This window comes from Rothia sp. P4278 (genome assembly GCF_048512945.1).
GTDB lineage: Bacteria > Actinomycetota > Actinomycetes > Actinomycetales > Micrococcaceae > Rothia.
In genome coordinates this window covers 261,775-288,074 of record NZ_JBLXXU010000002.1, presented here as the reverse complement: position 1 = coordinate 288,074, position 26,300 = coordinate 261,775, and the positions used below count along the sequence as shown (strand labels likewise).

The window sequence follows — 26,300 nt, the reverse complement described above, 5'->3', positions numbered from 1 at the left end:
AGCCTGCCAGGCGGGGCTAGACCTGGCGCTTTATCTGTGGCATAAAGAGGGCAGGAAAAGAAGCGGGTAGGGCTGAACCCCAGAGGTAAATCATGCCTTCACAAGCTAAAACTACAGATGAACGGGTGGGTGCTGACACCGCCCCTGACGACCAGATCCAAATCCTTGTCCGCAAAGCACGCAGCCGCTTCTTTGACCTAGAGCCCCAAGACATGGCCCAACTACCCGGCCCAAAGCAGGAAAATCCCGGGGAAGAACCCAAAGCGCGGAACCAGTCCCCGGTGGAACAAAACGCAGATAAACCGGGTGAACAGCTCACCGCCGACAGCCTGAGCCTAGAGGCCATGACCGACCCCGCCCGCTTACAGGGCCTCATTGATACGGTCCTGGACGAACAAGAAAAAGCCGAAAAAACCACCTCAGCAGGTGAACCCCAGCGCGAGATAGCACCCCAAGCAGGTGCCCGCCTCAAAGCCGAACTCACCGGGCTAGGGCCCCTCGAAGAGCTCCTGAACATTGACGAACTCACCGATATTTTTGTCAACGGCCCGCACCGGGTCTGGTACGAAGCAGCAGGCAGCCTACACCGCTCAAACATCACCTTTGAGCACGACAAGGACGTGCGGGCACTGGCCACCCGCCTCATTCTGGCCGCAGGAGGCCGCCTAGATGATGCCTACCCCGCCGCCGACGTCCAGACCGCTCAGGGTGCACGCGTCCACGCGATTCTGCCACCGCTCAGCCAAAGCGGGACCCTACTTTCTATCCGTCTTCAAGGCGAGCGCCGCTACGAACTGCGCCAGCTCCGTGAGAAAGGCATGATGGGTAAGGACCTGGAACAGCTCTTGCGCTACCTGGTGAAAAGTCGTGCCAACCTGGTGGTGAGCGGGGGAACCGGCAGCGGTAAGACCACGCTTCTGCGGGCCCTCTTGCAGGAGGCCCCTGACCATGAGCGGCTGGTGCTGGTGGAGGACACTGCCGAACTACATCTGGAGCACCCCCATACGGTGAGCCTGCAAGCGCGGGTAGCTAATGCCGAAGGGCGCGGTGCCGTGGGGCTGGACGAGCTGATTCGCCAGGCCCTGCGTATGCGCCCGAGTCGCCTGGTGGTGGGGGAATGCCGTGGGGCTGAGGTCATGGACATGCTGACCGCCATGAACACCGGCCACTCCGGGAGCGGGAGCACCCTACACGCCAACTCTGCCGACGCTGTACCTGCCCGCCTCTATGCCATGGGGGCTTTAGCGGGGGTGAGCCAGGAGGCTGTGGCCCTGCAAGCCCAGACTGCTCTGGACTATCTTATTCACCTGGAGCGGGATGAAGGGCAACGGTTCGTGCGCGGTGTCTACCGGCTGCGGGGGAGTGCAGGTGCCCTGCTGGTAGAGCCGGTGTGTACAGTGGAGGCTCGCCGCCGGGGCAGTTTTCTGCTGTGGCACCCCGAGGCGAGCGGCCTTAAAGCCGCCTCCGGCCTGGGGGAATACCGATGAAAACAGGACCGGCCAGCACCCTGCCCGGCCCTCTAGGAGGGCTGGAAACCCGCTTAACTCACCTGGTTCTGAGGGCGCGCCGGGGAAACAAACCCTCTCTGGATGAGTTAGAGCTTTGGCCTGACGCTATCTGGCGAATGGCGGCCCTGCTTAAGGCAGGCTGTTCGCCGGCTTTTGCCTGCGCTATGGTAGGCCGGAACCTGGCTAGTTCATTAGAAGAAACCCGTACCCGAATAGCGAGCATGAGGCCAGTGGCGCGGTGGGGCACAGAGCGTTGGCAGGACGAGGATCTTGCCCGCGCCCTGGCCGATATGGTGGACCTCTTTGAGTGCTGTACCGAGGCCGCCCAGAAAGGGCTTCCGCTGGGCCCGGCATGCCTGCACCCTGGTACCGCTGACTACCGGGAATCTGTGCGGGATGGTGTGGTAGCTCTGGCCGCCTGCTGGCAGGTGGGGCAAACAACCGGCGCTTCTCTTGCTTCAGTTTTTGAGAGACTGGCCCGCTACTACGAGACGGAAATCGACCTACGTCAACAGCGAGAAACCGCTTTGAGCGGTCCCAAGGCAACGGGACGGATCCTGTCCTGGCTACCCGCTCTGGGGCTGGGCTTGGGCATCATCATGGGTACCGACCCTCTGGGTGTTCTACTCGGTTCCTTTGGCGGTGCCCTGGTGGGACTAACCGGTCTGGGCCTAGCCTACGCGGGGAGCCGGTGGACTTCCCGGCTGATTGGGCGTGCGGAAGGGGGTGAGCTCTAGTGGTGCTGCTGGTTTTCTGTCTGAGCCTGCTCTGCCTCCTGTCTGCTGGCCTGCTCTGGGTGCTCGGCGGCAGAAAGAAGACGGAGGCGCAAGAACAGGGAGGTCCGCGCCCGCCGGTTCCTGCAGGCAATACGGAGTCGGGTTTGCCTGCTCTTAGCCCCGCCCTCTACCTGGACCTGGCGGCCACGATGCTCACCGCGGGGCTCTCTGTACCCGCTGTGTTGGAACAGCTCAGCCAGCTTGAGCAGGGGCGGTACCGCACCGAACTAGCAGTGGTGGTTGCTAAGCTCTACGCCGGTGCCCACTGGGAGCAAGCCTGGGGCAAGAGTAGACCGGAGGGGCTGGCACCGGTGCGTGACTGTCTGGGTATGGCCCTAGAAACAGGTGCGCCCAGCGCCCAACTAGTGAGGGTGCTGGCCGACCGCCAGCGCAGGCACCGGCAACGGCAACACGAAAAATCTGCGGCCCGGCTAGCTGTCAAACTGGTGGTTCCCCTGGGGGCTTGTTCCCTGCCCGCTTTTATCTGTCTGGGGGTAATCCCCGTGCTGATAGCGCTTTTACCGACCCTCTTCTAAGAAACCGGTGGGGTTGGGGCGGTGTTCACAGGTGCCTGCTTAAGAGAAAAATGCGCGTTACACAGTGTCTTGGGAACACCAATTCGCCGGGCGAGTAGGAAGAACCCTTGAGAGCTAGGTGGGCAGAGCGACGCGCCGGGGGAGTAGTGGTCTATCCACAGGGGTGAATGAGCCTTTACCCGGTGCGTGAGCGGGAGCAGGCTAGAGGCACCCGGTCAGGACCTGCTTCTTTTCCAACGGTATCCGCACCCCTTGCCCCCGGGTTCTGATCGGGCAACAAAAACGCATGGTCTAGAGAATCTAGCCCACTGACTCTGACAAGGAGATAGAACATGTCACGTTTTTCTGCACCTCGGGACCGCGCTACGACGGAACAGCATCGGATGGAGCCTGCGGGCGCTGATGAAGCGCTTACCGGCGAGCTAGTTCATGCTGGCCTTGATAACCCTGAGGCTGGCGCCACCACTGCTGAATACGGCATCGTCATGTTAGCAGCCGTGGGCTTTGCCGGCCTGCTAGTGGTTATCCTCAAATCTGATGAAGTCCGGCAGATGCTCCTGAATATCGTTCAAACAGCACTCTCAACGGGGGCCTAGCCTCATGTCCGCCACCCTTGACCGCACCGAGGGCCAACGGGGCTCGACTACCGCAGAGTTCGCTGTGGCCTTGCCCGCTGTGGTTTTCATTCTTGCCCTGGTTCTGGGTGCTGCCGCCACCGGCATGATCCAGCTGCGGCTGGAAGAGGGGGCCCGCCTGGGTGCCCGTGCCGCCGCACGCGGTGAAGACTCACAGACGGTAATCCGCATTGTCCAGGATGTTGAGCCGGAGGCTAGGGTTACTATCGGCCAGCAGGATGGTATGACCCGTGTGAGCGTGAGTAGGCCAGCGCCGGGACTCATTGGAAAGATCAGTGGGTGGCAGCTGAATACCGATGCCTGGGCTCTTACCGAACCTAGAGCTCAGGGCGGTGAAACTCCGTGACCCGCCCCTGCGCAGGCAGTCATGGTTCCCGCCTGCTCGGGGATTCCCCCGAGCGGGGGAGCGGGAGCCTGTCGGTGGTGGGTATGGTGTGCGCCCTGCTCATAGTGGGGATTACCTGCGCCGGGCTCATAGGCGTCCTAGCGGCTAACCACCGGGCGGCCCAGGCCGCTGACCTGGCGGCTCTAGCCGCTGCCGATGCCGCTCGCGGGCTGACCTCGGGGGATCCCTGCGATAGAGCCCAGGAGGTAGCTCAGGCCAACCGGGTCAACCTGGTGGCCTGCGCCCTTCCACCGGGCCTGGCCGGTACAGCGGATATCCGCACCTCGGTCGATATTGCTGGCCCCTTCGCCTTTCTGGGGCCAGCCCAGGGTATTTCTAGGGCTGGCCCACCCGGGCTAAGTGGTTCTTAGGTACCGGTCACCGCGATTAGCTCAGTACCGGTAAACCCTTTAGAAGGGGTCACCACTATCCTTGTGGCCGGTCAGAGACTCCGTGACGGTGAGCTCTCGGTGACTTTGCTCAAGCGGAGGTAGCTGATCTGGTGTGCTTGCCTGAGAGAGCGCGCTTGCTCGACCCGGTGCTGTAGTTCGGTTCGGGGCCGTAGTCCGGTTCGGGGCCGTAGTCCGGTTCGGGTTGCTGCTTCTGCCAGGTTCGTCAGTACCGGGTTGAGCCACTGCACCCAGTAGATCGGCACCTTGCTGTTCGGTGAGTTCCCCGGCTTCTACTAGCAGGGAAGCTAATAACTGTGCGGCTCCCTTCTTGTGGAGCGGTTCATTGCGGTTACCGCATTTGGGGGACTGCACGCAGGAGGGGCAGCCCAGCTCACACTCGCAGGCCAGAATGGTGTCCAGGGTTGCGCGGAGCCAGTGGGTTACCCGCTCAAAACCACGCTCGGCAAAACCCGCCCCTCCGGGGTGGCCGTCGTAGACGAAAATGGTGGGCAACTCAGTGTCTATGTGGAAGGCTGTTGAAAGCCCGCCGATATCCCACCGGTCACAGGTTGCCACCAGGGGGAGCAGGCCAATAGCGGCATGCTCGGCTGCGTGAAGCACGCCGGGGATATCCTTCTCATGGATACCCGCTGCCTGGAGTAGCGAAGCGGGCATGGACCACCAGATGGCGCGGGTCTGGAGGAGCTGGGGCTCTAGTTCCAAAGGCTCGTCCCCTAAAACCTGTTGCCCCACCAGGCTTTTCTTCTGGTAGCTCACCACCTGAGAACGTACCCGCACCTGGCCAAAGTTCAGGCTCACCTGCCCCTGCTGGAGAGACTTTTCTGTTGCCAGTACGGCGACCTCGGTGACGTCCCGGGCCTGGGTGTAGTAGTCGGGGTTGGCCGCTGTTACGGTGATAACCCCCTTCTCTTCATCTAAATCTTCTACCAGGAAAGTTTTACCCTGGTGCGTGTAAATCGCACCGGGGTGGCCCTGGGAATGGGATTGTGCCCGGTCCATGGTGCCAATAACACTTCCGGTGTCGCTCTCCACGATATGCAGGGGAGCGCCACCACCGCGCAGATTTACCAGGTCGCTGGCCTGCTCTGGGTGGGTCCAGAACCAGCCGGTAGCCCGCTGGCGCAGGTAGCCTCGGGAGACCAGGCTTTCCAAAAGCCGCTCGGTGCTAGTCCCAAAGATGGGTAGTTCTTCCCTGCGCAGGGGAATCTCGGCGGCTGCCGCACACAGATGGGGACTCAGGACGTAGGGGTTGTGCGGGTCAAAGACAGTCTTTTCAACACCCTGGTCAAAGATGTCCTCGGGGTGGTGGACCAGGTAGGTATCTAGGGGGTCTTCGCTGGCGATGAGCACTGCAAAGCTGTCCTGCCCGGCTCGTCCTGCCCGCCCGATCTGCTGGTAGAAGGAAGCCCGGGTCCCCGGCCAGCCGGCTACGAGCACGGCATCCAGCCCGGCAATATCTATGCCCAGCTCCAGGGCAGAAGTGCTGGCAATACCCAGTATGTGCCCCCGCCTCAGACCGATTTCCAGTGCACGACGTTCCTCGGGCAGGTAGCCTGCCCGGTAGGCGGCTATGCGTTCGGAGAGACCCGGCTCTACCTCATCGAGGTAGTGCCCGGCCGTTTGCGCTATGGCTTCTGCCCCGCGCCGGGACTTAATAAAGGCGATGGTTCGGGTGCGACTGACCGCCAGGTCAGCCATCATCTCTGCTACCTGACTGATAACTGATTTGCGGACCGGGGCACCGTTTTCGCCCGCACCCGCCGGTTGTCTAGTTGGAGCCGCTAGCCGGTCACGAACCGTGTCAGGCTCGGTAAACTCAGGCTCCCACAGAAGCACCTGTGTGGATCCTCTGGGTGCGGCGCTCCGGGTAATTGCAGTGACCGCCTGAGGGCGCGACCCAATGAGGCGGGCAAAAGACTCGGCAGGTTCCGCACTGGTAGCAGAAGCCCCAATAAAAACGGGAGTAGCACCGTAATGACGGCAGATTCGGCGCAGCCGCCGCACCACAAGAGAGACGTGCGCCCCAAAAACACCCCGGTAGCCGTGCGCCTCATCAACCACCACATATTTGAGCTTGCGCAGAAAAGTTGCCCACCGGGCATGGTTAGGCAAAATAGCGTGATGAAGCATATCCGGATTAGCCAGGACCAGATGGGCGCGCTCGCGGATAAAGCGGCGGTCTTCGCGTGGGGTGTCCCCGTCGTAGGCCTCCACCGCAATCCCTGGCAGGTTAAGAGCTCGTAAGGAAGAGAGCTGGTCGGCAGCTAGCGCCTTGGTGGGCGAGAGATAGAGGGCTGTTGCCCTGCCGGTATCAAAGCCGGTTCCCTGATATTCGTGTTCGCCCCGGTAGAGGGCATCGAGCACGGGGAGCTGATAGGCCAGTGACTTGCCGGAGGCTGTGCCCGTTGCAAGAATGACGTGCCTGCTACCGGAGGAATCGTGGGCAAGGGTGGCTGCCTGGACTTGGTGCAGGTAGGGCTCATCCACGCCCAAAGATTGGAAGGCCTCAACGACAGCGGGGTGGGCCCAGCTCGGCCAGGGGCTGGTCTGTGCCTCTTGGGCTGGCAGGGTGCGCACATGCCTGACCTGTGCAGGGAGCTCGGTCAGACCAAGCTGTTCCAGCACGAGTAAGAGCTCTTGGGGGGCGGGTGCCCGTGAGCCGGGGCTTTCCTGCGGGGTTTGGGTAGGCACATCCCTATTATGGCACCGCTTAGTCGGTGGTTTATTGCCTGGCCTGTTGCTGCTGTTTCCCAGACCTGTCCTGTCTGCCTGTACTGTGTTCCTACCTCTTGTTGAGGGCAGAGGTGACTGGCGCTGAGCATGGTGGGGAGCTGCCCAGGGCAAACCAAGAGCCCCTGTGCCTGACCTTTATCCCGCCAACCGGGCGTAAAGGCTGTGAGCTATGCTATAGAACTGGAATAATGGGAGTTATGAGTATTCCAATGAACATTAAGGGTCAGCAGTCAGCTCCTGAGGAGCCTGTGGTTACCGTGCTCACCGATGAGCAGGTGTGGGATTTGATCCAAGGCACTCGTTTTGCTCGTTTGGGCACAGTAGGCGAGGAGGGCTTCGTGCACATTACCCCGCTGAATATTGTGACGGACGGGGTTAAGATTTTCTTCCGCACGGCAGCCGGTAGCAAGCTTACCCAGCTCTTACTTGATGAAAAAGTGACCCTACAGTTTGACCGGGTTGAGGGCAAGAGCGCGCACTCAGTGAATGTGTTTGCCCGGGCCCGCCTCCTGACTGATAGCCGCGAGATTGACTACGTCGGCAAGCTCAACCTGGAACCCTGGCTTGATAGCCAGAAGCTGGAACTGGTGGAGCTAACTCCGGTGTCCATGACGGGGCGGCGCTTCCGCCTGGGGGCCTAGCTCATCTTTTATGGCTTATCTGCCCGGTGGTATCGGGCAGACTAGGCCAAGAAGAACTAGAATGGGTGCGTGGCTCAAGAACGAATTATCCTCTATTACTGCTTTGCACCCGTAACCGACCCCAAGGCTGTCATGCTGTGGCAGCGCGCCCTGTGCGAGAAGCTTGGCCTAACCGGCCGTATCCTCATCTCCAAGCACGGCATTAATGGGACTTTGGGCGGCGATGTTAACGCCCTCAAACAGTACGGTAAGACGACCCGCCAGTACCCCGGCTTTGAGAAGCTGGAACTGAAGTGGTCCGATGGTGGTTCCGCTGATTTCCCCCGCCTGTCGGTCAAGGCCCGCAAGGAGATTGTTGCTTTCGGTGCCCCCGATGAACTTGTGGTTGACGAGAACGGTGTAGTGGGTGGCGGTGTCCACCTGAAGCCCGAAGAGGTTAACCAGCTGGTTGAAGAACGTGGCGATGAGGTTGTCTTCTTCGATGGGCGTAATGCCTTTGAAGCTAAGATTGGCAAGTTTAAGAACGCTGTGGTGCCCGATGTGCGGACCACCCACGACTTTATCCAGGAGATTGAGTCGGGTAAGTACGATCATCTCAAGGACAAGCCGGTTGTTACTTACTGCACCGGCGGTATTCGCTGTGAGATTCTCTCCGCCCTCATGAAGAACCGGGGTTTCAAGGAGATTTACCAGATTGACGGCGGCATCGTGCGCTACGGCGAAAAGTTTGGTGACTCGGGGCTATGGGAAGGCTCTCTGTACGTCTTTGACAAGCGTCAGCGCGTGGAGTTCTCGCCCGATACCGTAACTATTGGTGAGTGCGAGCACTGCCAGGCTCCTGCTAATAGTTTTGTCAACCTCGATGTGGACGGTAACCGCGACCTGGTTCTGCTGTGCCCCGAGTGTGAGACCAAGGCACTGGCCCAGTTTGAGAGCGTGAGCGGCTAAGACTTTTACCTATTCAAGCGTGGGCTAGGGGCTGGGTGAAGAGGCATCGACCTTTTGCCCGGCCCCTTTTGTGTGCTCTGGTGCCGGGGTATTAGAGTAGTGAGCCATGACAGCAGAGCAGACATATGAGACAGCCCTGATTGAGTATGGGACCTTTATGGTGGCGGGCGTGACCGAGCCGGCTAGGCAGACGAGCGATTTTTCGCTGTGGTGGAAGAAACTCTATGATCATTTGGGTGCCGGCGAGACAGAGGCTGAGGCTCAGCTGGCTGCCCAGCGGTTGGCGGCTGTGGAGAAGCTTCAGCGGGTGGGCGTGCTCATGCCAGATGCCGACGATTCTGGGGTGACCTATACTGCCGGGTTTATTGTTCCCGGGGGTATTAAAGATGTTGCGGCTTTGGGGCTGACGGGTGTGGTGGTCCCCGGTGCCATGTACGCTACGGTACTGGTGGAGGGGCCCCTGGTGCCCGGTCTTCCGCCTGCCCATATTAAGGCCGGTTTTGACTATCTGGCTCAGACCTTTATCCCCTCTAAAAACCTGACCCCTACCGGTGTGTGTCTAGAGGTGTACGGGCCGGGTGATATACAGGGGCAGAACTATCGCATGTACCTGTGGCAGGCGGTGACCGGACTCTCTGCATAGTCGCAGTTCTGAGTCTTAGCCTAAGGTAGTTGCCCTGAGAGAACAGAACCTAGAAAGAGAAATACCTTCCGGTGCGCTAGCACGGAAGGTATTTCTATGAGGTCTTACCGGTGCCCTGATGGGGCGGTAATGCCGTGGGTTATCTTACGAGTTGCGTTCCTCTGCCAGCTGTTCTTCGAGCCGGGCAATAATCTCTTCGATGAAAGCGGGGCCGCCGTTGGCTGCTTTTTGCTTCCAGTCGGTAATGGATTTTTCGAGTTCGGCAATTTTTTCTACATTAGCCATAAGAAAGACTTTAGCTTACTTGTCGGTAAAAGAAGGCGAAGTTCCCTCTTTAACTTTTTCCCAGGTTTCTATACCGCCCGGTACGGCCTTGAAAAGAGGGTGGGGTAATGCTGGCGGTGGCGTGGAGAAATGCTGGGCGAACCAGTCGGGGGAGCGCCCTTTGACTTTGTGGGTAAGGAAAGCAAGCTCATATTCTAGCTGTCCCTCGGTGACCTCTAGCTCTTCCAGCTTATTATCTCTGGGCAGTACCAGGAGTGACCGGTTAAAGGAGTAGCCGCGCGTGTCAGCTTCGTCGGCAAGGCCGTGCAGGTAGGCGCAGATATAGGCCAGCGGATCATTGCTTGCTTTGAAGCGGTCTAGCTGGGGGTGCTGAGTATAGCCGCGTGTTTTTCCTTGGAGGACTTTTTGGGCCAAGAGTGTTTCACGCCAGCAAGCGACTAGGCCTTTGGCATCGAGCAGGGCAGGGGTGATGGACCAGATACGCACTGTTAGCTCCTGGCCCGCTGGTCAATGGCTGCTTCGAGCCGGTCGAGTTTTCCGGTGATTTCACCGGAGTCGTGGCCGGGGCGGATATCCGCCTTGAGCACGAGGGAAACCCTGTTGCCGTAGCGGGTCATGGCTTCGGTGGCGGCTTTGATGACGGCCATACATTGGTCCCAGTCACCTTCGATGGTGGTGAACATGGCATCGGTGCGGTGGGGTAGGCCTGAGTCGCGCACAATCTGGACGGCTTCGGCAACGGCGTCGTGGACGGAGCCGCTGGGGTCGCCGCCTCCGGTGGGGGCTACAGAGAAAGCAAATAACATACCTCTACGTTAGCCTGTGCTAGCTGTTTGTGGTAGGTTCTGCCCCATCAATGGAGGCCTAGTTTGGCGGTGCGGTGGCTAGGGGCCGGATCTGTGCGTGCGGCTGGGGTTTCTCTACGGTTAACATGGGTAGGGTGATGACTACTGATTTTTCTCGTGTTCCTGGTGCTCCGGTAAGCGCCGATATCTCTTCTTTGGTCAGGCTCCATACTGCCTTGCGAGCGGTCAACTATACCTATGAGGGGGTTGCCTCCCTCCTGGGTGACCGCGCTTTTGAGGCCATGACCCGGGACCAGCTCACACCTGGTATCTACAGGCTGAACCAGGTGCTGGGGTACGAGAAAACAGCCTCTACTTTTAGCCTTGGTGAAAAGTCGCTGGCGCAGGTAGTGCGTTTCTTCCTGATGGGGCAGGTGCTTGAGTCTGCTGAGCTTGAAGCCGCTCTGGGGGCCGGTTTATGCGATCTTCTCGTAGAGCTTGGCCTGGCTGAAAGCGCTGCCTCAGGTTCCCTTCAGGCTTCGGTTGACCTGCGCCCCCACGCCGCTGACGACGGCACTGAACTCTATGTTGCTAGCGATCTGGGTGCGCACCAGCGCCCCGGCGTTCTGCGGAAGGACCATGTACTGGGTATCGGTCATGCTTCCCTGACCCTGGCACAGTTCACCGAGCGCACTCCCCTTGAACGGGCGCTCGATCTGGGCACCGGGTGCGGCATCCAGACCTTCCATCTGCTGGCCCACGCCCGTCACGTCACCGCAACGGATATTTCGGAGCGGGCATTGGCTTTTACCCGCTTTAACCTTCTGCTTAATGCTCCTGCCCTAGAGATTGACCCGCAGAAGCTGGAGGACCGGGTGAGCTTGCTCCACGGTTCTTTGCTGGAACCGGTAGCCGGGCAGAGCTTTGACCTGGTGGTTTCTAACCCGCCCTTTGTCATTACACCGCGTAGCTCTGGGGAGACCCCGGCAGACCAGTTCACCTACCGCGACGGTGGTATGGCAGGGGATGGCATCGTGTCAACCTTGGTGCGCCAGCTCCCTGAGGTCTTGAACCCCGGTGGGCGTGCCCAGATGCTGGGTAACTGGGAAATTCCCGTGGCTGGCCCCGGTGAGCAGGCCGACTGGTCGGCCCGCCCCCGCGACTGGGTAGGTCAAGAAGCGGAGGCCTGGTTTATTCAGCGTGAAGTCCTTGCCCCGGAGCAGTATGCTGAGACTTGGTTGCGTGATGCCAGCGAAAACCGCGACCCCGCCCACTACGAGCAGGCCTATACTGACTATCTGCGCGACTTTGCCGCGCGAGGCGTGGACGCTATCGGCTTTGGCATGATCTGGTTGCGCCGACCCAACTTGCAGGCGGCAGGGGAGCGCCTGCACCGTTTTGAGGAAATTACCTACCCGATCCAACAACCCATTGCCTCCTTTATCACTGAGGCCGTTGCCCACTATGATGCGGTGACTGCCCTGGATGATGAAGCCCTCCTAGCCCAGCATCTGGTGGTAGCTGGGGATGTGACCGAGGAGCGCCACTTGTCACCCGGTTCTGAGCATCCGTCCCTTATTTTGCTCCGCGCCGGTGCCGGTTTACGCCGCACCATTTTAGAAACCACAGAAACAAGCGGGTTCGTCTCGGCCTGCGATGGGGAACTCAGCGTGGGCCAGATTGTCAATGCCCTAGCCACTCTGCTGGACTGGCAGGACGCTTCACCCCAGCAGGAATTGATAAGTAACATTCGTGAACTGTTGGAGAAGAGTTTTCTGCGCCTTGAGCAGGGTGACTAGACTGGGGCTATGGTAGAGAACCCGATTAAAGCCCTGACCGAAGACCGCTGCTGGGAGCTTTTAAGCTCGCATGAGTTTGGGCGTCTTGCCCTAGCCGTGAGCGGCGAAGTCGATATTTACCCCGTCAATTTTGTGGTGCACCAGAAGAAAATCTACTTCCGTACCGCAGCTGGGCAGAAGCTGTCCGAGGTCGTTATTAGCCGTAAGGCCGCCTTTGAGATTGATGAAGTCAAAGATGGTATGGCCCGCTCCGTGGTAGTACACGGGAATGCCCAGTGGCTGACCAGCGAAGCTGACCTTGCCGCCATTGAATCGTTGGGGCTACGCGCCTACGCACCGACCTACAAGACCAACTGGGTTGAGGTTGAGCCGGTGAGCATTAGCGGCCGCGAATTTGAGATCGGTGAAGAACCGACCGACGAGCTCTAAGCCAGCCCCAGAACCCCGTACACCATAGGTCGGCCAGCATGATGGGTGCCAAGAGCCCTCTAAGGTCACATGACCCTAAGTGGACAGGAAGTGCTGTCTGTCGGCTATTGTTGTGCTTACACGCCTATTGTCAACCTCAAGGAGCCACCAGTGCCCACCAAGGCAACCCCCCTGCACGGCAAGTCACTGCTGATTGTAGAGTCCCCCTCTAAAGTCAAAACAATCAGCGGTTACCTGGGAGATGCCTTTATTGTCGAGTCCTCGATGGGCCACATCCGTGACCTGCCTCAGCCCTCTGAACTGCCCGATGAGCTGAAAAAGAGCCCTGTGGGTAAGTTCGCTGTTGACGTGGAGAACGGCTTTGAACCCTACTATGTGGTCAATTCTGATAAGAAGAAGAAAGTCACCGAGCTCAAGCGCCTGCTCAAAGAGTCTGATGCGCTTTATCTGGCAACCGATGGGGACCGTGAGGGCGAAGCGATTGCCTGGCACCTGCTTGAGGTGCTCAAGCCCAAGGTACCCGTCTACCGTCTGACTTTCCCAGAAATCACCAAGGAAGCCATTGAACGTGGCTTCAAGGATTTGCGTGAGATCGATGAGAACCTGGTGGATGCTCAGGAAACCCGCCGTGTTCTTGACCGTATCTACGGCTATGAGCTCTCTCCCGTGCTCTGGCGCAAGGTGTCGCGTGGCCTCTCTGCGGGCCGCGTGCAGTCTGTTGCCACCCGCCTGGTTGTTGAGCGTGAACGCGAGCGCATGGCTTTCCGCTCTGCCAGCTACTGGGATTTGACCGGCACCTTTACGACCGCATCGGCTGAGAGCTTTAGCGCTAAGCTATCTGCTGTGGATGGTGCCCGTGTTGCTACGGGCAAGGATTTTGCCGATAACGGCGCTTTAAAGGCTTCTGCGGCTTCTAAGGTTTCCCATCTCGATGAGGCCGCCGCTAGTTCGCTGGCTACCGCTCTGGCCTCTGCTGATTTTGCGGTTCGCTCGGTCGAGACCAAGCCCTACACCCGCCGTCCTGCTGCCCCTTTCACGACCTCCACCCTGCAGCAGGAGGCAGCCCGTAAGCTCCGTTTCTCGTCACGCTCGACCATGCAGGTTGCCCAGCGACTCTACGAAAACGGTTACATTACCTACATGCGAACCGACTCCGTTGCCCTGTCAGATCAGGCAATCCGGGCCGCTCGCGCCCAGGCCAAGGAACTTTACGGTGCCGAGTTTGTACCTGCCTCACCGCGCGTCTACGCTTCTAAGTCTAAGAACGCCCAGGAAGCTCACGAAGCAATCCGCCCTGCCGGTGATACCTTCCGCACCCCTGCTGCCGTCAAATCAGCCTTGAGCCCCGATGAGTTCCGTCTCTACGAACTGATTTGGAAGCGTACCGTTGCCTCTCAGATGGCTGATGCTAAGGGTTCAACCGCCTCCGTCCGCTTGGGCGCTATCGCCAGTGATGGGCGCGATGCCGAGTTTGCCGCCTCCGGTACTGTCATTACCTTCCGAGGCTTTTTAGCTGCCTATGAGGAGGGCAAAGATGCCCTGCGCAACGAGGAAGACAAGGCCGCCGAGGCGAAGAGTGAGAAACGTCTGCCCCAGCTTGCCCAGGGCGATAGGCTGAACGCCAGCGATATTGAGGCTGCCCGGCACGAGACCTCGCCTCCGCCCCGCTACACCGAAGCCTCCCTGGTCAAGGCCATGGACGAGCTGGGTATTGGTCGCCCTTCAACCTATGCTGCCGTTATCTCCACCATCATGGACCGGGGTTATGTTCATCACCGGGCTGGTTCCCTGGTACCTTCCTGGACGGCTTTTTCGGTGGTACGCCTGCTTGAAGAGCACTTTGCCAAGTATGTGGACTACGAGTTCACCGCTGAGATGGAAGAGGATCTGGACCGCATTGCACGCGGCGAAGAAGCCCGCACCCAGTGGTTGGGCAACTTCTACTTTGGTGGTGAGGCCCAGCGCGGCCTCAAGCCTATGGTCGATAACCTGGGTGATATCGACGCTAGAGCTATTAACTCCATTGAGGTTGCCCCCGGAGTCAATCTGCGCGTGGGTAAGTTTGGCCCCTACCTTGAGATGGGCGGCGAAATTGACACCGAGACCGGCGAGATTAAGGACCCGGTCCGCGCTAATGTGCCTGATGATCTGGCTCCCGATGAGCTGACCGAGGAGAAGGTCGCAGAGCTGATCTCCCAGGGCAAACAGGACGGTCGTGAACTGGGTGTAGACCCGGTGACCGGGCGCACTATTGTAGCCCGGGACGGCCGCTACGGCCCCTACGTCACCGAGCTGATCCCTGAGATGAGCGAAGAAGAAATCGCCGCCTGGATGGAGGCCCAGCCCACCGAGTACTACAAGAACGGTAGGCCCAAGCCCAAGAAGAAGCCTAAGCCTGAAAAGCCCCGTACCGGATCCCTCTTCAAGAGTATGGATCTGGCAACTATCACCCTTGAGGACGCGCTCAAACTCATGAGTCTGCCCCGCGTGGTGGGAAGCGATGCTGAGGGCCTTGAGATTACCGCCCAGAACGGACGTTTTGGCCCCTACCTGAAGAAGGGTACGGATTCGCGCTCGCTGGAAAACGAGGAGCAGATTTTCTCGATTACCTTGGAGCAGGCCCTTGAGATTTATTCTCAGCCTAAGCAGCGTGGGCGGGCGGCGGCTAAGCCCCCCTTGGCTGAGCTGGGTGTTGACCCGGTGTCTGAGAAGAAGATTGTGGTTAAGGACGGCCGCTTTGGCCCCTACATCACCGACGGTGTCACCAATATTACGGTGCCTAGGAGCGAGACAATTGAGTCACTGACTCATACCCGTGCGGTTGAGCTTTTGGCTGAGAAGCGCGCCAAGGGCCCGGTTAAGCGTAAGACTACCGCTAAGAAGACCACCGCTAAGAAGAGCCCTGCCAAGAAGGCACCTGCAAAGAAGACAACAGCCAAGAAGACAACAGCTACAGAAGCCGCTGAGTAGGGGCTAAGCCCTGCCAGCGGGTGATGGGGGCAGGAGCTAGGCTCCTGCCCCAGCTGTTTGCGGGATCGAGCTGGCCGGCCGCGCGGGGTGCGTCCTTTAGACTGGTAGGCAGGAACCTTATTCTTTTCACCTATCCTGGGGGAACCATGCGACTCGGCGTGCTTGATATCGGCTCAAATACCGGCCACCTGCTCTTGATTGAGGGGCAGCTGGGTTCGCGCCCCGAAGCCTATACCGATGCCCATAAGGAGCCCCTCCAACTGGTGCGCTACATTGATGCGGATGGGAAGATCACCGACGAGGGCCGCGACCGGCTGACAGCCTTTGTCAAGAGCGCTGTGCTTTATGCTATCGAGCAGGGAGCTGAGGACCTTTTAGCTTTTGCTACCAGCGCTATTCGTGAGTCCAAAAACGGCCCTGCGGTCCTTCAGCACGTGCAGAATGCCACCGGGGTGAACCTGACCGAGATTACCGGTGACCAGGAAGCTGCGATTACCTATCACGCGGTGCGCCACTGGCAGGGGTGGGGTGCTGGCCGTATCCTCAACTTTGATATTGGCGGTGGCTCCTTTGAGTTCTCTACCGGCATGGATGCCTACCCCGATGACGCTATCTCGGTGCCCCTGGGCGCTACCCGCCTAACCGGGGACTGGTTTAGCTCGGAGATCCCTTCACCCAAGGAAATTAAGAAACTCCGTAAGTATGTGCGTGAAACCCTAGAGCCTGTTGCCACCCAGCTCCTTGCCTACGGTGAGCCCAACATGGTGGTGGGTACCTCCAAGACTTTCCGCTCCCTGGCCCGTATTTGCGGTGCTGCCCCGTATTCTGCTGGCCCCTATGTTAAGCGTGAAATGCGTTTAGAAGATCTGCGCTTGTGGACCCGTCGTATGGAGGCCATGGCACCGTCTGAGCGGGTGGACTTGCCGGGGGTGTCTGAGGTGCGCGCTGAGCAGATGCTTGCCGGCGCTATTGCAGCTGAGACGGCTATGGATGTTTTTGGCGTAGGAGTTATGCGGGTCAGCCCCTGGGCTTTGCGTGAGGGCCTGATCCTGCGCCGCATGAACTACCTAGCCCAGCAGGGTTCTTACTCCATGCTTGACCCCCGCTCACTTGAAGAATTCGTCCGTAATTAGACTCTGATATCCTGCTGACCGGTAGAAACTTTCCTTTCTAGGTAAGCCGGTTTGTAGATGAACGGTGCTTGTTATGACTGACTCCCAGCTCAACCCAGCTTCTGCTGAGCCTGCTATTGTTACTACGGGAACAGAAGGGCCGCGACCTCAGATTCCTGTGGCGCTTTCGACCTCCTGCCTTTTTCCTCTGGGGGTGCACGAGACCTTTTCAACGGCTGTAGATCTTGGCTACGACAGTGTAGAGGTCATGATTACTCACACCGCTCTGAGTCAGGAGCCCTACGACCTGCTGAACCTGGTGCAGGAGTACCAGATTCCAATTTCTGCTATTCATGCACCGACTCTCTTGCTGACCCAGCAGGTGTGGGGCCGGGCCTGGAACAAGATGCAGATGGCTGCCAAAATGACCAAGGCTGTAGGAGCTGACGTGATTGTTGCGCACCCACCTTTCCGATGGCAGAAGACCTACGCCAAGAACTTTGTGGCCGGTGTCCGCGAAATCTCTGAACATGAGGGCGTTAAAATCGCGGTAGAAAACATGTACCCCTGGTCATTCAAAGGGAAAGCGATCGAGATGTACGCCCCGCACTGGGAGCCCTCTCGCTTTGACTATGACTGGATTACCTGGGACTTCTCCCATGCGGCAGCTGCCAATGATGACTCCTTAGAGGCCGTTAAACGGATTGGCTCTCGCCTGGGGCACCTTCATTTGACCGATGGTTCTGGCGATAAGCTCATGGATGAGCACTTGGTGCCGGGGCACGGTAGTCAGCCTGTTGCTGAGACGCTACAGTACCTTGCGACGACCGACTTTGCGGGCGTGGTGTGTGCCGAGGTATCGACCCGCAAGGCCAAGGGCGCGGCTGAGCGTGACGGGTGGCTCTACGAGACGCTTCAGTTTGCGCGCACCCACCTGGCCCGCTAACCTGCCTCGTGCAGGCTTTCTCTTTGATCCCTACCGATAGGACAACATCTACCATGACTACTGTAGCTTTTTTGGGAACGGGTTCCATGAACGGGGCAATTGCCTCAGGCTTGCTTGCCGGTGGAGCTGATCCTGCAACACTTCGCGCTACTGTCGGCTCCGTAGCTAGCATCGAGCCCCTTAAGAAGAAGCTGGGGGAGCGAGGCTCAGAAGTCCTGGTACTGGCAAACGAGACAGAGCCCGAAGCAAACCTGCGGGCTGTCCAGGGGGCAGACCTTGTGCTCTTGGGCGTCAAACCCTACGCTATTCTTGACCTTGCCCGGCAGATCGCCCCGGTACTGGACCCCAGCACCCTTGTGGTATCGGTGGCCGCAGGTATCACCCTCGATGCCCTGACAGCAGCACTGCCTGAGGGACAACCTGTTATCCGTTGCATGCCAAACACTCCTTCACGTGTGGGCAAGGGGGTTCTTGCTATCTCGGTGGGTGCGTCAGTAAGTGCTAGCCAGCAGGAGGTAGCGGCCAATATCTTGGCGGCAGCAGGGCAGGTCTTTGAGGTTGGAGAGGAACAGATGGGTGCTGTCACCGCTGTGTCTGGTTCTGGGCCTGCCTATGCTTTCTTACTAGCCGAGACAATGGCCGCCGCCGGTGTGAAGTTAGGCCTTGATGAGCAAACAGCCACAGCGCTAGCCGCGGCAACCGTGGCGGGTGCGGGCTATCTCTTGGAGGCTGACCCTGATCCCGAGTCACTGCGCCAGGCCGTCACCAGTCCCAAGGGGACCACAGACAGGGCTATCCGGACCTTTACTGAGGGTGGTCTCTTTGAACTAACTGAGGCGGCTATGCGGGCTTGTGTTCAGCGCAATGATGAGATGACTGCTGAATTCTGCGGCGGTAGCAAGGATCACTAGCACCTAAAGACTGTTTGAGCATAAGAGCATACTGTGCTACCAAGTTCTATAACAAGATTTCAGCCTTGAGGGTAGCGAAACTTCTTGGGGGCAAACTAAAAGGCCAGTCCGTAGGGAACCGGACTGGCCTTTAGCTCTCTACCCACCAGTAGGGATCTGGCGGATGGAGAATGCCTTCAACCTGAACTCGGTGGCATTAGGGGGAACCACCATAGAGATCAGGTCTCTGGCTACTTGAACGGGTTCGCGGACCGTTCAGTAATCACTCGCACCTTTAGAGGTATTTATAACTATAGGCTAGTTCGTAGGATTATGCACCTTGTTGTCCTAGAAAAAACAGAAAAATTTTCAGAAATTAGCTCAATATACATATTAGGTTGAGGTTTATTGAATCCTAGTCAGGGCAACCTTTGGGTGGAGAATTTAGGGCCTTGAGGCAAAACGCTGAATAAGATCTACTTGCCCAGAGACAATAAGTAAATCTCGTGAAGAGACTTTTGTTGTGGGGGTTGCATGGGTAATCTCTTCGCCGGGGGATTTTACACCCACGATTGTTACACCGTATTTGGACCTAACGTCTGATTCTGCCAGGGTGAAGCCGTGGGTTTCTTTAGGTGGGTACATTTTGACGATGGCGAAATCATCGTCAAACTCAATAAAATCAAGCAAACGACCGGAGACCAGATGGGCGGCGCGGACGCCGGCGTCTGACTCTGGGTAAACAACCCGGTGTGCTCCAATACGGGATAGAATTTTGCCGTGGGAGGGCGTAATCGCCTTGGCCCAGATGCGTTCAATCCCTAGGTCCACTAGGTTAGCTGTGATGAGCACAGAGGCCTCAACCGAGGTCCCTACGCCAACCACAGCAGAGCTAAAGTCCTGAGCGCCTAGCTGGCGTAAGGCGTTGATATCTGTTGCATCTGCTTCGACCACATGGGTCAGCTCCCCTGCCCACTTCTGAACTAGTGCGGAATCCTTTTCAACAGCCAGAACCTCCTTATTCTGGTGGACGAGCTGTGCCGCGGTAGCTGACCCAAAGCGGCCAAGCCCGATTACTAGAACCGGGGCGCTGTGGGTTGTGCGAGACTCTTTCTTAGCCAATGATGGGCCTTTCTTCGGGGAACTTGTATAGACGGCGGCGGGAACGTAGAGCCAGGCCCGTTGCCACGGTGACGGTACCGACTCTGCCAATCAGCATCAGCAGGGAAAGGACGTAGGCCCCTGCCGCTGGCAAATCAGGTGAGAGCCCGCTTGAAAGACCACAGGTGGCGTAAGCGGAGATAACCTCAAAGAGTGACTTATCCAGGCTGGCTCCGCTGATCAGCATAATAGCGGCAGTCCCCAGGAGTACAAAGACAGAACTCATCATGATGACCGTAATTGCGATGCGTAGTACAGCGTCAGGGATGGTTCTTCTGAAAGCTACAACGAACTGGTCACCACGGGCCTCGGCCAAAATGGCTAGGAAAACTACGGCCAGGGTGGTGACCTTGATACCACCAGCGGTTGATGCTGAGCCTCCGCCGACAAACATCAGTACATCGGTCAGCAGCATTGTCACCGGGTTCATGTCTGACATCTCTACGAGGTTGAAGCCTCCAGAGCGGGTCATGACAGAAGCAAATATTCCGTTCAGTAGCTTATCGGCCAGGGTCATGCTCCCGATAGTTTTGGGGTTGTTCCATTCAAGAACCAGCCAGGCTAGGGAACCCATCATAAAGAGCAGGAAGGTACCCAGCAGGGTGAGCTTGGCGTTGAGGTTCCACCCCCGGTAGTGCAGATTCTTGCGCAGGGCCAGGATGACTGGGAAGCCCAGGGAGCCGATAAAGACCCCTAAGGCTATGGGGGTAATGACCCACAGATCATGGCTATAGGGTACAAGGCCATCTGTGTGAGGGGTGAAGCCTGCATTGTTAAAGGCCGAGATCGCGTAGAAGACTCCGTGCCAGGTGGCTTGGCTCAGGGGCTCGCCCAAAAATATGAAGCGGGGAATAAGGGTTGCGGCAATAAAGGCTTCGATGGTGATAGAGGTGAAGGCTACTGTGCGTAGGACTGAGCCTACTTCACCCAAACGGCCAATGTTGAGGGTTTCCTGAGCGATGATTTTTGAGCGTAATCCAAGTTTCTTGCCAACGATCAGAGCCAGGATAGAGGTGAATGTGAGGGTCCCCAGGCCCCCGACCTGTGCGCCGACGAGAATAACGAGGTGCCCAAAAGTGCTCCATTGGTCAGCCGTGGAGACAGTGGTAAGACCGGTAACGGTCACAGCACTAGTTGCCGTGAAAACCGCATCATGGAGGGCTACTGAGTGGCCGTCCTGGGAGGCCCAGGGGGTGTAAAGGAGCGAGGATAAGGCGGAGATGACCAGGACAAAGGCTGCAATAGCTATGCGGGAGGAGGAATTTCCCACACTTTGATCTACTAGCTCGCGAAATCTATATAAGAGAGTTTGGAGAGGGTGGGCATCTTGGTCAGCCTCTTTCATGACTGTTTGAGGGACTCTTTCCTTGATTTTGAAGAGGGTGCTATGGTCCTCGGGTTTCGGGGGCTGGCGCACGATTTTGTTCATTGGTTCACCTCTCTTTCTAGCCTAGTGTGCGTGTCATATCGGTAGGCTCCGCTGTCGATGGGGTTTAGAGTGTTTAATGAGAAATGTGACTTAAATAACCTTTAGGGGGTAGTGCTCGTGGCAGCAACCGATAGTCTGACGCCAACTGACCTGCGAGTCTTGTGGAGTCCCCACATGGCTAACTACTATTTTGGCGACTATCACCCTATGCACCCTTCCAGGCTCGATGCCACGGCATCCCTAGCTCGCGCATTGGGAATCTTTGACCTGCCGCAAATCCAGCTCGAAGAGCCAGAGATGGCTAACGTTCACCAGCTCATGTTAGCGCATGATTACTCCTATATTGATGCGGTTCAGAAGATTAGTGCTGACCCGAGTCTTACCATTGCAAACTGTGGTTTGGGGACGGAAGATACCCCTGGTTTTGAGGGGGTGCACGAAGCAAGTGCCCGACTGGCTGGTGGAACTTTTCAGGCGGCAGAGGCCATCTTGACTGGTGCTGTAAAACATGCGGTTAATTTTGGTGGCGGTATGCACCACGCTTCGCGGGATCAGGCGAGCGGGTTCTGCATCTATAACGACTGCGCTGTAGGTATCGGCCACCTGCTGGAACAGGGTGTTTCAAAAGTTGCCTACATCGATGTGGATGCCCACCACGGGGACGGTACTCAGAGCATCTTTTGGGATAATCCCAACGTTATGACTATCTCTCTGCATGAGAGTGGCATGACGCTCTTTCCCGGCACCGGGTTTGCAAACGAGGTGGGGCCGGAGGGCCTTGCGGCGGGAACCTCGGTAAATATTGCCCTACCCGAAGGAACTGCTGATTCTGGTTGGCTCCGAGCCTTCGACGCAATCGTCCCCAGCGTCTTACGGGAGTTTCAGCCAGAGGTCATTGTTAGCCAACACGGCTGCGACTCACACATGGACGATGACATGTCGCACCTGAAGGTCAGCATTAACGGTCAGCGTGAGATTGCCGCCCATATTTCTTTGCTTGCCGATGAGCTGTGTGAGGGCCGATGGATAGCTACCGGGGGAGGGGGCTACTCGATTTATAACGCTGTACCCCGTTCCTGGAGTCACCTTATTGCTGTTGCCGCGGGTCAGCCTCTCGATGTGAATATACCCACTCCGAAAGCCTGGCAAAAATATATGTTGGAGCGCTACGGGACGAAAGTGCCCACTATCTTGGGGGACCCAGTGGATTTGTGGTGGTCTTCGTGGGAGGTCGGGTTTGACCCTGCAAGCGGTATCGACCGCTCAATTATGGCCACCCGCAAGGAGGTTTTTCCACTGTGGGGTCTGGATCCCTGGTATGACTAGTCAATATTTCTGGTGTGGCAGGGTAAGCTAGAATATCTAAGTATTACCCTTTGGGTAAAAGTCCCTCCGCTTCAATAAGGTGCAGGCATGTCCCCCCTTCTGTTGGTAAAACATGCAATTGTGGGTATATATACGTATATGATGTCAGTATGAAAGACGACGTTTTTGCTGTTATCGCTGACTCGACCCGGCGACACATTCTTCAGGCACTTGCTGTCGAGCGATTGGCTGTGGGTGAACTGGTCGAGGAGCTTGGCGTTAGCCAACCAACTGTTTCTAAACACCTTAAAGTCCTACGAACTGCCGGTCTTGTCGAAACCGAGGCCGTAGGTCAGAAGCGTTTCTATTCAATTACCCCAGCGCCCCTCCTTACTATCACTGATTGGGCTCAGACCCTCATCGATGCCCCTGCTCTCCAAACAGGAGAGTCCCAAACTGTTCCCACCCCCCAGGACGAAAGGGCTCACCCTGCCGACCAGCAGGTCAGCACGGCCAGCCCCCCATCCCTCGAAAAAAAGGTTAGCCCGCTTGCTACAAGTAGCGAGCCAGAAGAAACCGAAGAAGAGCCCCCCGTGACTGCTGAAGTTACCCAGGAACAGGTTGATACCCCCCTTGTTCCTCACCCTAGGAATGCCGGTATTTTGATTACTCCTTTGACTGCTTTCACCCCGGTCCTTGACCGGTACACCGGTGAGCAAGCTGACGGGATTATTGATAAGGAACAGGTATTCCCCAGGCAGAAAGCAGAAAGTACCAAGGCTCTATCTGCAACATTAGATAACACATTTGCTGCAGAAGACCTTGAAACTGAGGCAACTCTTCAGCTTAAGCTGATGGCTCGGAACCTCACCTTAGATTCTGAAGACGAACAGGTTTCTCCAGGCGAGAATCCGCTTGTTCCCCAAGGCCTCTCCCAAGCTCAGCCTGCTCTTTCAAAGCTTGAGACTGATATTGATGCCCAGGCTGAGGCTGCTGTTGCGGAATCGCAGGAACGCGCATCTATCACAGAGGCGCAGGCAGCAGAAGCCGCTGAAGAAGGCGGTCTGCTGTCAAAGCTGGCTCGCTGGGGCCGTCGCAGCGCGCGCTAATCACTCCATAGACCCCTATCTGAGAGAAAACACAACCCTATATGGCACACCATCAGCAGTTTCTCGACTGGATTGAGAATGAACTGATTAACCAAAACCTGCATCTGGGAGATGAACTACCCGATGACAGAGTGCTGGCCCGCGAGGTGGGTCTCAGCCAAAATCTGATGCGTGAAAGCCTTAAGCACTGCGAAGAAATCGGGGTGCTAAGGCTTTATGAGGGGCGCAAGAAGAGCATCATCAGCGTTCTCTTGCGTGAGCCGGCATCATCGGCTGGCCCTGCCATCGGCCTCTACTTGGCCAGTTCACGAGCCCCGCGCCAGGACCTGTTAAACACCTGCCTGCTCCTGGAAAGCTACGCCTTGGCCGGGCCGTCTTTTGACCAGTCTGCCTTCCCCGAACTTGACCGGATTGTCGGGGCCATGCAGGATGCCGCTACCAGTCTCAGCGATTTCCACGACCTTGAGGCTGATTTTCATATTCAGCTGGGTCGTTTGTCGGGTAACGCCCTGGTCTCTGCCCTGTTGGCTACGCTGCGCGATGCCATGATTGAAGCACGGTTTGAGCTTGTTAACCGGGTTCCTCTGTGGAGTGCGACATCGGCTCGTTTGCGTATGGAGTACCGTGCCATTGTCGATGCGGCTCGTTCTGGTGATCCTGCACTTGCTCAGACCCTTTTGCGAGCTAACCTGCATGAGCGTTTTGCTGAGGCAGGTCACCGGCTTGATCTGCCAGAGGACATGGGGCAGGAGGATGAGGATCCTCAGTTCACTCTGGAACCCGTGGATATTGATGCCAAGGGGCTCCTGCCGGAGCAGTGGGGTGGTGCAATTGAGCCAGACCTCTTTGAGGCTCTGGCAACGATTCAGCCCATTAAGTCTTCTGTTTCGCCTGCGCGGTCTGTCCTAGAGAAGAGCAAAGAACAGCCTGCGCCCGAACCGGTTACCGCCTCGCCTGTGCAAACCGCGCCGGAAGCTCCGCTGGAGGAGGCCCCTGTAGAAGATGCTCCCGAAGTAGCCGAAGCTGTGACTGCACAGGAGGTCCTGGCTGATGCGACCCCTCAAGCTAGCGAAGATACTGCTGAAGCTGAGAGCGCCCAGGCTCTTGTAGAGCCCAAGGGCCAAGAACCGGCAGAGCGTTCGGAAAAGGAGCCGCAAGCTAAGGCCGCAGAAACTCCTGAGCCTGATCTTGTGCTGGATAGCGAGGAAGAGAAGTCCCGTGAACCTGCTGTATCTGAACAGCCTGACCAGCAGCCCGATCGTCCTGAGCCCATCGCGCTGGCAGAAGAGCGGGCTGTACCAACCGGTAGCGCTACGCGTAAGCGTCGCGGTACCGTCAGCCCCGTTGTTCGCGCAACGGTGATTCCACCGCGCCAGACCTCGCCCAAGCCGGTCCCGGTCCGGCGCCTCATTGACTGGCAACCGGTCGGCCAAGAAGACAAACCTCTTGTAGTTGCTGAGCAGGTATCGGCTCCGGTCCAGAGGGTTCCGGTAGAAGACCTTGAAGAGAAGCTCAAAAACGAAGAAGCTCGTCTGGCTGCTGCCAAGAAGCTAGCTCGTCGTACTGAGGCCAACCCTAGGGAATCAGGGGCCGCACCTGCTTGTGAGACTGGGCAGGTCGCTCATGCACCTGAAGCTCAGGTCATGGAGTCACCTGCGCCTGCAAGAGAAATCGCCGCATCTGAGCCGAAGCGCCCCAGCAGGGTAGCTTCTAAGAAGCTCTTCGATATCGTTAACTACTTTGGTTTTAAGCAGATGAAATCTCCGGTCAGGTCGGCTGTGCCCGCAGAGCCTTCCCGCGATGTGGACGATACCCTGCATATATCTGATGAGCCTGAAACCAATTCGTTTGAGGGGTATGAGTACATCGACCCCCTTGCCGAGGATGACGGTGCAGCCGACTACTCTGATTGGGAGGATGAGGACCTGCACAAGAGTGCTCCCTGGCAGGATGAGACCTCGCAGGTTAAGAACGGCCAGGCCGAGGAGCCCCTACCGGCACAGACTGGCCAACCTACTGAGCCGGGTACTGCTGCGTCTGCCGGGAGTATCCTGAGCCAGAAAAAGGGTAAAAAGAAATCTAAGAAAAACCGCCGCTAAAGGCTCAGTGTGGGAAATGCAACGAGAAAATGTTCTCACTTGAGGGTGAACGGGCCTCGGAACGTCCTGTTTACCTGTACTCTTGACAGAGAGCGTTTTTTCACGCGGAGGGTATTTTTGTGCCCAAAAGCGTGTGTAAGGGAGCGTTTATACCGGTATAACCCCCGGATAGCTACCGTACACACCTGAACTATCAGGTGGTGTCGGCCGGGTATCAACCACTCTATTTAATAAGTGAGGTGAATCCTATGGGTTCAGTTATCAAGAAGCGCCGCAAGCGTATGTCGAAGAAGAAGCACCGCAAGCTTCTCCGTAAGACTCGCCACCAGCGCCGCAATAAGAAGTAAATTCTTCACCGTGAGCCTCGCACCTTTGGGTGCGGGGCTCACGCTCTTTAAAGTGTGGCGAGAGGCGCTGGCGCGATAGAGTAAAGACTATGGCCACACCGCTTATTGAACTTCTGACCAAGCCAGGGTGCCACCTGTGCGAATCTGCCCGGCAGGCAACCCAGGAGGTTGTCTCAGGCTTTGACCTGAGTTTTACCGAGATTAACGTTGAGGATGACCCCGACCTTTTGGAGCGGTACCGTACCGAGATTCCGGTCTTGCGGGTGGACGGGGAGGTTAAGGACTTCTGGCAAATCAACACCAAGCGTCTTGCTCGCCTGCTGGAGAAAAAACTGGCTGGCTAAAAACGTTGGGCCAGGCAAAGCCCTGACAGACCACAGTGGTGGCCAAGAGATACCCGGGCTCTTCAGGTCGGG

General features: G+C 57.7%; 26 protein-coding genes. 20 read left to right on the top strand and 6 right to left on the bottom strand.

Going from position 1 to position 26,300, the window contains the following annotated elements; translation table 11 throughout:
* Positions 1-92: 92 nt before the first annotated feature.
* The 6 genes from ACN085_RS05430 to ACN085_RS05405 all read left to right on the top strand — a co-directional run bounded on the left by ACN085_RS05430 (position 93) and on the right by ACN085_RS05405 (position 4,211).
* Positions 93-1,487, top strand: a complete 1,395-nt coding sequence (locus ACN085_RS05430; protein ID WP_419110837.1) for a TadA family conjugal transfer-associated ATPase — start codon at positions 93-95, stop codon at positions 1,485-1,487.
* Complete coding sequence (locus tag ACN085_RS05425; protein ID WP_419110836.1) at positions 1,484-2,245, top strand: type II secretion system F family protein; 762 nt, start codon at positions 1,484-1,486, stop codon at positions 2,243-2,245. Before ACN085_RS05430 ends, ACN085_RS05425 begins: the two co-directional genes overlap by 4 nt.
* Positions 2,245-2,820: a type II secretion system F family protein gene (locus tag ACN085_RS05420; RefSeq protein WP_419110835.1), complete on the top strand. Its 576-nt coding sequence runs from the start codon at positions 2,245-2,247 to the stop codon at positions 2,818-2,820. Before ACN085_RS05425 ends, ACN085_RS05420 begins: the two co-directional genes overlap by 1 nt.
* A gap of 332 nt (positions 2,821-3,152) precedes the next feature.
* Positions 3,153-3,416 (top strand): DUF4244 domain-containing protein, encoded by a 264-nt coding sequence (locus ACN085_RS05415; RefSeq protein WP_419110834.1) that lies wholly within the window; start codon positions 3,153-3,155, stop codon positions 3,414-3,416.
* 4 nt (positions 3,417-3,420) lie between these two features.
* Positions 3,421-3,801: a TadE family type IV pilus minor pilin gene (locus ACN085_RS05410; protein ID WP_419099173.1), complete on the top strand. Its 381-nt coding sequence runs from the start codon at positions 3,421-3,423 to the stop codon at positions 3,799-3,801.
* Positions 3,798-4,211, top strand: a complete 414-nt coding sequence (locus ACN085_RS05405) for an Rv3654c family TadE-like protein (protein ID WP_419110833.1) — start codon at positions 3,798-3,800, stop codon at positions 4,209-4,211. The genes ACN085_RS05410 and ACN085_RS05405 overlap by 4 nt, the downstream gene beginning before the upstream one ends.
* A 39-nt stretch (positions 4,212-4,250) precedes the next feature.
* On the opposite strand, the gene ACN085_RS05400 is transcribed toward ACN085_RS05405, so the two are convergent.
* A complete protein-coding gene (locus tag ACN085_RS05400) occupies positions 4,251-6,878 on the bottom strand; it encodes a DEAD/DEAH box helicase (protein ID WP_419111046.1) in 2,628 nt (875 codons plus the stop codon).
* A 305-nt stretch (positions 6,879-7,183) separates the two neighbouring features.
* Here ACN085_RS05400 and ACN085_RS05395 point away from each other — a divergent pair, with 305 nt between their 5' ends.
* The 3 genes from ACN085_RS05395 to ACN085_RS05385 all read left to right on the top strand — a co-directional run bounded on the left by ACN085_RS05395 (position 7,184) and on the right by ACN085_RS05385 (position 9,218).
* The gene (locus ACN085_RS05395; RefSeq protein ID WP_419110832.1) at positions 7,184-7,627 is read left to right on the top strand and encodes a pyridoxamine 5'-phosphate oxidase family protein; all 444 of its coding nucleotides are present in this window, start codon (positions 7,184-7,186) and stop codon (positions 7,625-7,627) included.
* 69 nt (positions 7,628-7,696) lie between these two features.
* Positions 7,697-8,575, top strand: a complete 879-nt coding sequence (locus ACN085_RS05390) for a rhodanese-related sulfurtransferase (protein WP_419099177.1) — start codon at positions 7,697-7,699, stop codon at positions 8,573-8,575.
* Between the two features lie 106 nt (positions 8,576-8,681).
* A complete protein-coding gene (locus ACN085_RS05385; RefSeq protein ID WP_419110831.1) occupies positions 8,682-9,218 on the top strand; it encodes a GyrI-like domain-containing protein in 537 nt (178 codons plus the stop codon).
* Positions 9,219-9,362: 144 nt separating this feature from the next.
* Here ACN085_RS05385 and ACN085_RS05380 read toward each other — a convergent pair whose 3' ends face one another.
* The 3 genes from ACN085_RS05380 to ACN085_RS05370 are packed head-to-tail and all read right to left on the bottom strand — an operon-like array spanning position 9,363 to position 10,309.
* Positions 9,363-9,503 carry a hypothetical protein gene (locus tag ACN085_RS05380; RefSeq protein WP_419099179.1) on the bottom strand — a complete coding sequence of 47 codons (141 nt, stop codon included), beginning with the start codon at positions 9,501-9,503 and terminating at the stop codon, positions 9,363-9,365.
* A gap of 15 nt (positions 9,504-9,518) precedes the next feature.
* Positions 9,519-9,989, bottom strand: coding sequence for a pyrimidine dimer DNA glycosylase/endonuclease V (locus ACN085_RS05375; RefSeq protein ID WP_419104754.1), 471 nt, complete (start codon positions 9,987-9,989; stop codon positions 9,519-9,521).
* A 2-nt stretch (positions 9,990-9,991) separates the two neighbouring features.
* The gene (locus tag ACN085_RS05370) at positions 9,992-10,309 is read right to left on the bottom strand and encodes a thiamine-binding protein (protein WP_419099181.1); all 318 of its coding nucleotides are present in this window, start codon (positions 10,307-10,309) and stop codon (positions 9,992-9,994) included.
* Positions 10,310-10,446: 137 nt separating this feature from the next.
* Here ACN085_RS05370 and ACN085_RS05365 point away from each other — a divergent pair, with 137 nt between their 5' ends.
* The 6 genes from ACN085_RS05365 (at position 10,447) to proC (ending at position 18,455) form a co-directional block, all read left to right on the top strand.
* The gene (locus ACN085_RS05365) at positions 10,447-12,087 is read left to right on the top strand and encodes a DUF7059 domain-containing protein (protein WP_419110830.1); all 1,641 of its coding nucleotides are present in this window, start codon (positions 10,447-10,449) and stop codon (positions 12,085-12,087) included.
* A gap of 9 nt (positions 12,088-12,096) precedes the next feature.
* Entirely contained in the window at positions 12,097-12,516 is a 420-nt protein-coding gene (locus ACN085_RS05360; protein ID WP_419099183.1) for a pyridoxamine 5'-phosphate oxidase family protein, read from the top strand.
* Positions 12,517-12,666: 150 nt separating this feature from the next.
* Positions 12,667-15,486 (top strand): type I DNA topoisomerase, encoded by a 2,820-nt coding sequence (gene topA / locus ACN085_RS05355; protein WP_419110829.1) that lies wholly within the window; start codon positions 12,667-12,669, stop codon positions 15,484-15,486.
* Positions 15,487-15,632: 146 nt separating this feature from the next.
* On the top strand, positions 15,633-16,619 hold the full coding sequence (locus ACN085_RS05350) for a Ppx/GppA family phosphatase (protein WP_419099185.1): 987 nt from the start codon (positions 15,633-15,635) through the stop codon (positions 16,617-16,619).
* 73 nt (positions 16,620-16,692) lie between these two features.
* Positions 16,693-17,544, top strand: a complete 852-nt coding sequence (locus ACN085_RS05345; protein WP_419110828.1) for a sugar phosphate isomerase/epimerase family protein — start codon at positions 16,693-16,695, stop codon at positions 17,542-17,544.
* A 53-nt stretch (positions 17,545-17,597) separates the two neighbouring features.
* Positions 17,598-18,455, top strand: coding sequence for a pyrroline-5-carboxylate reductase (proC, locus tag ACN085_RS05340; protein WP_419110827.1), 858 nt, complete (start codon positions 17,598-17,600; stop codon positions 18,453-18,455).
* 423 nt (positions 18,456-18,878) lie between these two features.
* On the opposite strand, the gene ACN085_RS05335 is transcribed toward proC, so the two are convergent.
* Both ACN085_RS05335 and ACN085_RS05330 read right to left on the bottom strand, forming a co-directional pair.
* A complete protein-coding gene (locus ACN085_RS05335) occupies positions 18,879-19,556 on the bottom strand; it encodes a potassium channel family protein (protein ID WP_419099188.1) in 678 nt (225 codons plus the stop codon).
* On the bottom strand, positions 19,549-21,024 hold the full coding sequence (locus tag ACN085_RS05330) for a TrkH family potassium uptake protein (RefSeq protein ID WP_419110826.1): 1,476 nt from the start codon (positions 21,022-21,024) through the stop codon (positions 19,549-19,551). The genes ACN085_RS05335 and ACN085_RS05330 overlap by 8 nt, the downstream gene beginning before the upstream one ends.
* 174 nt (positions 21,025-21,198) lie before the next feature.
* Here ACN085_RS05330 and ACN085_RS05325 point away from each other — a divergent pair, with 174 nt between their 5' ends.
* From ACN085_RS05325 to ACN085_RS05305, 5 genes are all read left to right on the top strand, one after another.
* A complete protein-coding gene (locus ACN085_RS05325) occupies positions 21,199-22,350 on the top strand; it encodes an acetoin utilization protein AcuC (protein ID WP_419099190.1) in 1,152 nt (383 codons plus the stop codon).
* Positions 22,351-22,499: 149 nt separating this feature from the next.
* On the top strand, positions 22,500-23,438 hold the full coding sequence (locus ACN085_RS05320) for an ArsR/SmtB family transcription factor (RefSeq protein ID WP_419110825.1): 939 nt from the start codon (positions 22,500-22,502) through the stop codon (positions 23,436-23,438).
* 41 nt (positions 23,439-23,479) lie between these two features.
* Entirely contained in the window at positions 23,480-25,537 is a 2,058-nt protein-coding gene (locus ACN085_RS05315; protein ID WP_419110824.1) for an FCD domain-containing protein, read from the top strand.
* Positions 25,538-25,785: 248 nt separating this feature from the next.
* Positions 25,786-25,884 carry a 30S ribosomal protein bS22 gene (locus ACN085_RS05310; protein ID WP_005504750.1) on the top strand — a complete coding sequence of 33 codons (99 nt, stop codon included), beginning with the start codon at positions 25,786-25,788 and terminating at the stop codon, positions 25,882-25,884.
* 89 nt (positions 25,885-25,973) lie between these two features.
* A complete protein-coding gene (locus ACN085_RS05305) occupies positions 25,974-26,228 on the top strand; it encodes a glutaredoxin family protein (RefSeq protein WP_419099193.1) in 255 nt (84 codons plus the stop codon).
* Positions 26,229-26,300: the final 72 nt, after the last annotated feature.

Coding starts and splice junctions, on each gene's coding strand:
- ACN085_RS05370 (WP_419099181.1), bottom strand. CDS start 10,309: ATGTTATTTGCTTTCTCTGTAGCCCCCACCGGAGGCGGCGACCCCAGC.
- ACN085_RS05350 (WP_419099185.1), top strand. CDS start 15,633: ATGCGACTCGGCGTGCTTGATATCGGCTCAAATACCGGCCACCTGCTC.
- ACN085_RS05360 (WP_419099183.1), top strand. CDS start 12,097: ATGGTAGAGAACCCGATTAAAGCCCTGACCGAAGACCGCTGCTGGGAG.
- ACN085_RS05310 (WP_005504750.1), top strand. CDS start 25,786: ATGGGTTCAGTTATCAAGAAGCGCCGCAAGCGTATGTCGAAGAAGAAG.
- ACN085_RS05425 (WP_419110836.1), top strand. CDS start 1,484: ATGAAAACAGGACCGGCCAGCACCCTGCCCGGCCCTCTAGGAGGGCTG.
- ACN085_RS05320 (WP_419110825.1), top strand. CDS start 22,500: ATGAAAGACGACGTTTTTGCTGTTATCGCTGACTCGACCCGGCGACAC.
- ACN085_RS05330 (WP_419110826.1), bottom strand. CDS start 21,024: ATGAACAAAATCGTGCGCCAGCCCCCGAAACCCGAGGACCATAGCACC.
- ACN085_RS05415 (WP_419110834.1), top strand. CDS start 3,153: ATGTCACGTTTTTCTGCACCTCGGGACCGCGCTACGACGGAACAGCAT.
- proC (WP_419110827.1), top strand. CDS start 17,598: ATGACTACTGTAGCTTTTTTGGGAACGGGTTCCATGAACGGGGCAATT.
- ACN085_RS05430 (WP_419110837.1), top strand. CDS start 93: ATGCCTTCACAAGCTAAAACTACAGATGAACGGGTGGGTGCTGACACC.
- ACN085_RS05410 (WP_419099173.1), top strand. CDS start 3,421: ATGTCCGCCACCCTTGACCGCACCGAGGGCCAACGGGGCTCGACTACC.
- ACN085_RS05315 (WP_419110824.1), top strand. CDS start 23,480: ATGGCACACCATCAGCAGTTTCTCGACTGGATTGAGAATGAACTGATT.
- ACN085_RS05385 (WP_419110831.1), top strand. CDS start 8,682: ATGACAGCAGAGCAGACATATGAGACAGCCCTGATTGAGTATGGGACC.
- ACN085_RS05305 (WP_419099193.1), top strand. CDS start 25,974: ATGGCCACACCGCTTATTGAACTTCTGACCAAGCCAGGGTGCCACCTG.
- ACN085_RS05395 (WP_419110832.1), top strand. CDS start 7,184: ATGAGTATTCCAATGAACATTAAGGGTCAGCAGTCAGCTCCTGAGGAG.
- ACN085_RS05345 (WP_419110828.1), top strand. CDS start 16,693: ATGACTGACTCCCAGCTCAACCCAGCTTCTGCTGAGCCTGCTATTGTT.
- ACN085_RS05365 (WP_419110830.1), top strand. CDS start 10,447: ATGACTACTGATTTTTCTCGTGTTCCTGGTGCTCCGGTAAGCGCCGAT.
- ACN085_RS05325 (WP_419099190.1), top strand. CDS start 21,199: ATGGCTAACTACTATTTTGGCGACTATCACCCTATGCACCCTTCCAGG.
- ACN085_RS05380 (WP_419099179.1), bottom strand. CDS start 9,503: ATGGCTAATGTAGAAAAAATTGCCGAACTCGAAAAATCCATTACCGAC.